The following is a 6,470-nucleotide window of genomic DNA, read 5'->3' on the forward strand; positions in this document are numbered from 1 at the left end:
CCGATCTCGCCCTTGGATGTGGGGCATCTCATTTGTTGATTAGAAACACTTTCTCAGGGTAGCTCATCTGTACTTTCTCTTGAGTTTTCACACAGTCTGTAGAATGCAGAAGTTCATCCTTGAAAGCTTGCTTTGTCGTTAAGCTTGTGGCAGTTACGCAACGAGCGAATGCGAGTTTGAAAATATAACCGAACAGTGATTTACTTCAAGATTGGTCCAAGCGAGATTGCATCCTTAGAATTGTGACAGTTAAGCCACAGCAGACTAAAGCTGTCAATTCGTTTGCAAATGCTGTAACCATACCTCCAAATCAGAGAGCGTTTGAAAATCCAGTAGTGCTTCTGCCAGAGATTCGATTTGAGTCAGCGATAAGTTGGCAATCTCCAATGACAAGGATTCAGGCAACACTCCAAAACAACGATTTAATAGACGTAGAACCAACCCTCTCCCTTCTTCCTCGCGTCCATCTTCCTTCGCTTCCTGATAGAATCGTGTTTCTTGAAGGGTTGTAATTCCTAGCATTGCTTCCGCCTCCTGCCGATTTAGATTTGTGAATTTGTAAACCAGAATCGTCGTAATCATCTCAATTATGGCGTGGATTGCCTCTTGAGATGCTTCTCCCCGCGATCGCTCTAGCAGAGCCCTCGCTACTTCCGGCGTACCCGCTTCATCAACCGTTGTCAAAGCCATCAGCGCTACCCCTAGCGGCAACTGTTCAACCTCCCCCAACTCATCCAAGAACACTCGATGCACCTGATCGCTATTTAACTGTGATCGATAAGGGTGCGTTTCTGTTTGCTCAGTCGAGCGAGATGGGTAAATAATCACAGTCTGCCAGTCCGTGAAACGGCTCCGATTTCTGTAGAAATACAAAAACGACTCACCAAATAGTCGCTCATACAGCACCTCATCCCGCTGAAACTGAACTTCGCAGAAATAGACAACACCCGGCTCAGTATCTGGTGGTAAAAACACGCCGTCAATCTCAAATCTGGGTTCTTTCACTGCAACCGAGTCGAAGCGATACTGCCCAGCATTCGAGGGGAACTCTTCTAACAACTCAAACAGTAGCGTTGGAGCCTGTTGGAATAATTTATAGAAAATTGAATCACGACGCACTAGATCGACATCTCCGACCTGTTCATGTCTTTCTAAATCTTGGTTTTTAACCTTCTTCAATACACTGCTCTATCAAGGTCATAACTTCTGGCAGAATCCTTAAAAGCTGTTTCCCTTCCTGAGTTGTAGGTGGATCAGATTGAATCTGCTTAAGTTTGGCAAGAGTCTGCTTCAAAAGTACGACACGTGTCGTACTTTTTAGAGATGAACTTCTTATGGATATTGTGTCTTCTGACAAATACCGCTGAATTGTGCGAAGGTTCTTTCCCACAACGACAGCTAAAGCAGGCATTAGCGGCTTTTGTCCCTTTTTAGGGCGACCTTGGACCTCAACATAACCTGATGCTTTTAAGCGAGCTGCAATCTCTTTCACTTCAGTAGGGGTGTAGTCGCGACGCTGCTCATTTTCAGCGACCTCAATTTGTAGCGCCAGGTCAGGTTCCTGATCAGCGTCAATTGCTAGAGAGCGAATCGGAATTTGCTCATTTGGGAAGTGTCGGTGGTAAGCAATAGGCTGATGCGTTTTGAGATGAATGATTGCAGCAAGCCTATGCCCACCAGCTAAGAGTCGCTTCTGTTTATCTACAACAAGGGGTTCAATGAGACCCAAAACAGAGATAGATTCGGCAAGGGCTTCCACATGAACAGGATTAAGCGTGCGAGTGTTTTGCGATCTCGGCTGAATCTCGTCAAGTAGTAGTGTGCTGCCTTGAGAAAATGAATTAATTTGTTCTGGAGAGGAGGACAGGGGCTGTTTAGCTCGTGCAGCTGCAATAATTTTGTCTAAATCAGTCATTTCTTAGCTACCTTCCACAATTCTTTGCCAACGGCTTCGTACTCAAGCCAAGCTTCACCAGCTTTTGGGTCACGAATTTGGTTGACGGGAACACCTGCGTTCTCTGCTTTAAGGTAAGCGGAAAATCGTCGAATCATGGGTTTAAAGATAGGAAGCCCTGCTTTCTTGAGGGCTTGTTGAGCTTTCTCGCCTTCTCGACTAGGCTTGGGAGGGACAACAGTGAGCAGGATGCGATATCGATCTGTCGGTAAAGTCGTGAGCGTTCCAATCGTAGCTTCAAGAGCAAAAGTTGTTGGGGTACAAGGAATAACAAGGAGATTGGAGGTTTCGGCAAGGGCAGCGAGATCAGCATCAGTGGGACGCGCAGCGGTATCAATCACAAGGTGATCGTAGTCAGCAGGAATAGATTCACCATCACAAACGAGAAAAGGCACACTTTTGCCACCACGTTCAGCCCACTGAATGACAGAACGGTTTAAGTCTCCGTCAGCAAGCACAGTTTTACCTCGTTTGCTGGCAAGGTAAGTAGCAATATGGATAGCAGTCGTACTTTTGCCAACCCCACCTTTGAAAGATGCAATAGTAATAATCATGCCGATCATTTTAGCCTTTCAAGTGCAAGCGAAAATAAAAAGTACGACATGCGTACTTTTCACAGAATAACTGAGTAGATACAAACTTGGCGATCGTCCTTCAGTTGGCATCATCTTGTGTAAATCTAACAATCACTAATCGCAGATTATACTTTTTAACCTTCAATAAATCCGAGCATATAGCCCTATCAAAAAAGGGCTGTCTTTTCATCAATTTCAGCATTTAAGAAGAACCTTTGGTTTCCTTAGCTTTCGGGTTCTGCTAAGGAGTGACAAAAAGCCCTATCAAAAAAGGGTCTTTTCTCAATGGAGGCAGCGTTGCGAAAATATTAGAAAGGGCTGATGGGCATTGCATCAGTCCAACTAGACTCCTGCTCACTTGGCTGACCCACCGCATGCATTACCTTATGCAGCGCCTTTAGTAATTCCTGAGCGGTATAGGGTTTCGACAGAAATGCGCTGGCTCCTAGATGCATCGCTTCCTTCACGTTGTCACTCGAAGGAAGCCCACTCACCGCAACCACTTTGACGAGCGGATTCATTTTCTTAAGAATCTGGATTGCTGCGGGACCTGTCATGTTCGGCATCATCATGTCCATCAAAACAATGTCTACTTTGTCCTTATGTTGGGCATACGAAGCAAGCGCTTCGATGCCGTCATTAGCCGTTAAAACCTTGTATCCAGAAGTTTCTAGCGTCGTTTTTGTAATCTCACAAATGCTCCCTTCATCATCCACCACTAAAATTAACTCTCCATTGCCGAGGGGCTGTTCTATTTCTCGGATCGATTGAGTTTCCCTTCCTGCAATCGCTGGCAAGTGAACCTTAAATTGGGTGCCTTGTCCGACTTCGCTATAAACATTGATAAAGCCTCCGTGACTTCGGATAATGCTATTCACCGTGGACAGTCCAAGTCCTGTTCCTTTCCCCACCTCCTTCGTGGTGAAGAATGGATCAAAGATGTGATCGATGGCATCAGGCGAAATCCCGCTACCCGTATCCGCGACAGAAATGACTATATAAGGACCAACCTTGGCATCAAGATGCATGTGTGCATAGCTTTCGTCAATCCAGAGATTTTGAGCAGAAACACTTAAGCATCCTCCCGCGGGCATGGCATCCCGAGCATTAACACACAGATTCATCAGCACTTGATGCAGTTGTGTTGTGTCAGCAGAAACAACCTGAAGGTCAGTGTCAATCTGAGTTGAGACTTCAATTGACTTGGGAAACGTTCCGTCAATAATCTGCTTTATTTCCGCAATCACGTATCGCACTTGAAGTGCTCTGCGTTTGCTCTCGGCTCCCCGTGCAAACGATAGGATTTGGTTGATGAGCGCTGCTCCCCGTTTCGTATTCGTTTCCTGTATCTTCAGGAACTGCCGCGTCGACTCATCTGCATCCGTGAGTTTGAGCTGAAGCAACTGGGAGACCGCAAGGATGGGGGTCAAAATGTTGTTGAGGTCATGAGCAATTCCGCCTGCTAGTGTCCCCAAGCTCTCTAGCCGCTGGGCGTGAAGAAACTGCCGCTCAAGTTGTTTCTTCTGAGTAATGTCTGTATTGATAACCAAGATCGATTTCAGTTGATCAGCTTCAAACATGGCGGTCCAGCAACTCTCAACCAAAATCTCTTTGCCGTCTTTGGTCAATTGGTGCAATTCTCCCTGCCACTTGCCGGCTTCAAGCACAGTCTTTTGAATTTTCTCGAGTGTAGGCGCAACTTTTTGACACAGCAGATCGTTGGCACGAAGGCTTGACGCTTCAGCTTTCAGCCAACCGTAAAGTTGTTCAGCGCCCCGATTCCAGAAGAGGATTTGATAATTTGAATCTAAAACCCAAATGGCATCGGTTGTGACATCAAGCAGCGCGGCTTGCTCCCGAATTTTCTCTTCGGAGCGCTGACGTTCCATCAGTTCGGTCTGCACTTGTTGGTGCAGTTGGGCTTGCTGAATGGCGATCGCTAGCTGGGTGGATAGTTGCTTGAGCAGCTCTAGTTCGATCGATTGCCAGGGTCGAACTTGGGTGCAGTCATTTGCCACAAGCAGTCCCCAGAGTTGCTCGTCTTGCACAATCGGCACAACTAAGTTCGCCCGGATTTGGAGGCAGTCTAACAACTCAAGATGACATTGGGAGAGATTTCCAGCGCGAATATCAGAAACTGCGTGAATTCGTCCCTGCTGATAAAGTGCTCGATTGCCAGGTTGGATAAAGAAGGAGTCCATCACTCTCCTTCCCTGGATCGGTAAACACCCTGGAACAACGGCTTCGACGGTGACCTCACCGCTCCAATCCGATGCAAAACGATAAATAAACACGCGATCCACCTGAAGAAACTGCTGAACCTCTGTGACAGCCGTTCTTAAGATCTCCTTCAAATCCAACGATCCACGAATGCGCTGAGCAATTTCGGTCATTACCCGCTCGCGATCGACCTGTTGACGCAGGATTTTCTCTCGCCATTGCTGCTTCGCCAGTTCAGCAAGTTGCTCCGCTCGACTTTGGCGTTCCAGCTTGACTCTCTCTTGGTAGTTTCCAAAGAAGTTAGCCAAATTGGGTTCCTCTTCGAGTAACACATTCAAGTTGCTCTGCACGCGCTGATCGGCTTCATAAACAACTTCAGGATGGAGCTCCATCCAGGCATGACACGCTTTAACATAAGCAATAAAGGCAAGCAAATGCTTGTAATTCACAACGCCTAGAAACTGCTGTAGAGTATCGCGGTAAGTCTTCGCCTGTTCGCTCTCCAAGGCAATAAAAATTGCCACCTGAAGCAGACTAGCTTCAGCCGAAGGGGTTAAGTTAGACCAATCCTCCAAGGGACGGGGTTGCGTTGCCAACTTTTCGAGATGCTCGTCGAGTGCTGCGAGCACAGGCGGTGGAGAGTCAAGTAGTGCGAGAACCTCTCGTGCCGACAGTCCCAGAGGGCGTAGGGTACAGCTGTGACAAATCATGCAGTAAGGAACGACACAAAAGCGCGAAAGGTAGGCAGAAAGTTTCTCCTTAAATAAGGCTGGCAGAGGATTATGAATATAGGCAGCGAGCGTCTGCTGCCAAAGGTTCTCCAATACTTGGGGAGAGGGTTCTGCAGGTTCGAAAAAGGGAGGGATAAATCCAAGTGTTGCCTCAATTTCTGCCTTAATCTGTTGGCTGGATCGACCCATATAAATATCTGTTTTTGGTGAAGAGACTGTAGCGATAGAGTGTGACATGAGGTTTTCAGGGGGCATTTATTTGTGGCGGTATCAATCAAGTTCTGCTCGGAATACTGCAATTAAACTACAAAGCCACTGAGGCTACTCCATGACGCGGGTTTTAGAAGCGAAAACCAACTATGGCTACCCGTATCTTTGCTGCGAGAATAAACCAAGTGCTACAGATATCAAGTGCTACAGATATATTGGGAAGTAATGCAAAATCCCAGCCTATGTCTCACGCCTATGTCTTATGGTAGAGGCTAGTGATAGCGTTGGCCAGTCTTTCTGAGAAGAAAGGTGAACTTCTTAATGATTATTTATTTTCGTCCTTTACTGTTTTGTCAGAATAATTCCGGGCAGGCATAAATCGCTTTTAGTATAGTGAAATCATCAGGATAAGCTGCTTACTCAGCATTAAGACTTGCACTCGCTCAAATCGTCGCATGACACTCGTACCTTTGCTGGCCAGCTCTAATCAATGGGAAAGATAGCTAGTGTACAGTGACTCATTAAATGACATCGGGACAAGTTCGCGTCATCCAGCCAGTCTGAGCGCTGTACACTTCAAGGATTGAAAAACTCTTCGGAATTAGTGCTTAACGGAACGCGAACGAGATACTTCGTTTGTCACTAAAAAGTATTTGCGACACAATCTTTTTTGTGCCCTATCCGTAAACGAGCCTTTTTTGATAGCAGCAATAAGCGCTGCCTGTACCCAGTTACTATGCGTTTACAGTTCCAACTCATAAATCTGGGCAATCTCCTCGG

The 6,470-nt window shown here is 46.5% G+C and carries 4 protein-coding genes; all 4 read right to left on the reverse strand.

Translation table 11 applies throughout. The features are described from left to right. Window positions 1-273: 273 nt before the first annotated feature. The 4 genes from NC980_RS25975 to NC980_RS25990 all read right to left on the reverse strand — a co-directional run bounded on the left by NC980_RS25975 (window position 274) and on the right by NC980_RS25990 (window position 5,717). Window positions 274-1,119 carry an Rpn family recombination-promoting nuclease/putative transposase gene (locus NC980_RS25975; protein WP_190375045.1) on the reverse strand — a complete coding sequence of 282 codons (846 nt, stop codon included), beginning with the start codon at window positions 1,117-1,119 and terminating at the stop codon, window positions 274-276. A gap of 46 nt (window positions 1,120-1,165) precedes the next feature. Then, window positions 1,166-1,915, reverse strand: a complete 750-nt coding sequence (locus NC980_RS25980) for a ParB/RepB/Spo0J family partition protein (RefSeq protein ID WP_190375042.1) — start codon at window positions 1,913-1,915, stop codon at window positions 1,166-1,168. Next, window positions 1,912-2,517, reverse strand: a complete 606-nt coding sequence (locus tag NC980_RS25985) for a ParA family protein (protein ID WP_242026505.1) — start codon at window positions 2,515-2,517, stop codon at window positions 1,912-1,914. The genes NC980_RS25980 and NC980_RS25985 overlap by 4 nt, the downstream gene beginning before the upstream one ends. A gap of 320 nt (window positions 2,518-2,837) precedes the next feature. Further along, window positions 2,838-5,717: a response regulator gene (locus tag NC980_RS25990; protein WP_190375044.1), complete on the reverse strand. Its 2,880-nt coding sequence runs from the start codon at window positions 5,715-5,717 to the stop codon at window positions 2,838-2,840. Window positions 5,718-6,470 lie beyond the last annotated feature (753 nt).

This window comes from Leptolyngbya sp. AS-A5, assembly GCF_039962495.1.
Lineage (GTDB): Bacteria > Cyanobacteriota > Cyanobacteriia > Leptolyngbyales > Leptolyngbyaceae > Leptolyngbya.

What these genes read in the sequence shown, in the direction of transcription:
- NC980_RS25980 (WP_190375042.1), bottom strand. Translation starts at nt 1,915, where the DNA reads ATGACTGATTTAGACAAAATTATTGCAGCTGCACGAGCTAAACAGCCC.
- NC980_RS25985 (WP_242026505.1), bottom strand. Translation starts at nt 2,517, where the DNA reads ATGATCGGCATGATTATTACTATTGCATCTTTCAAAGGTGGGGTTGGC.
- NC980_RS25990 (WP_190375044.1), bottom strand. Translation starts at nt 5,717, where the DNA reads ATGTCACACTCTATCGCTACAGTCTCTTCACCAAAAACAGATATTTAT.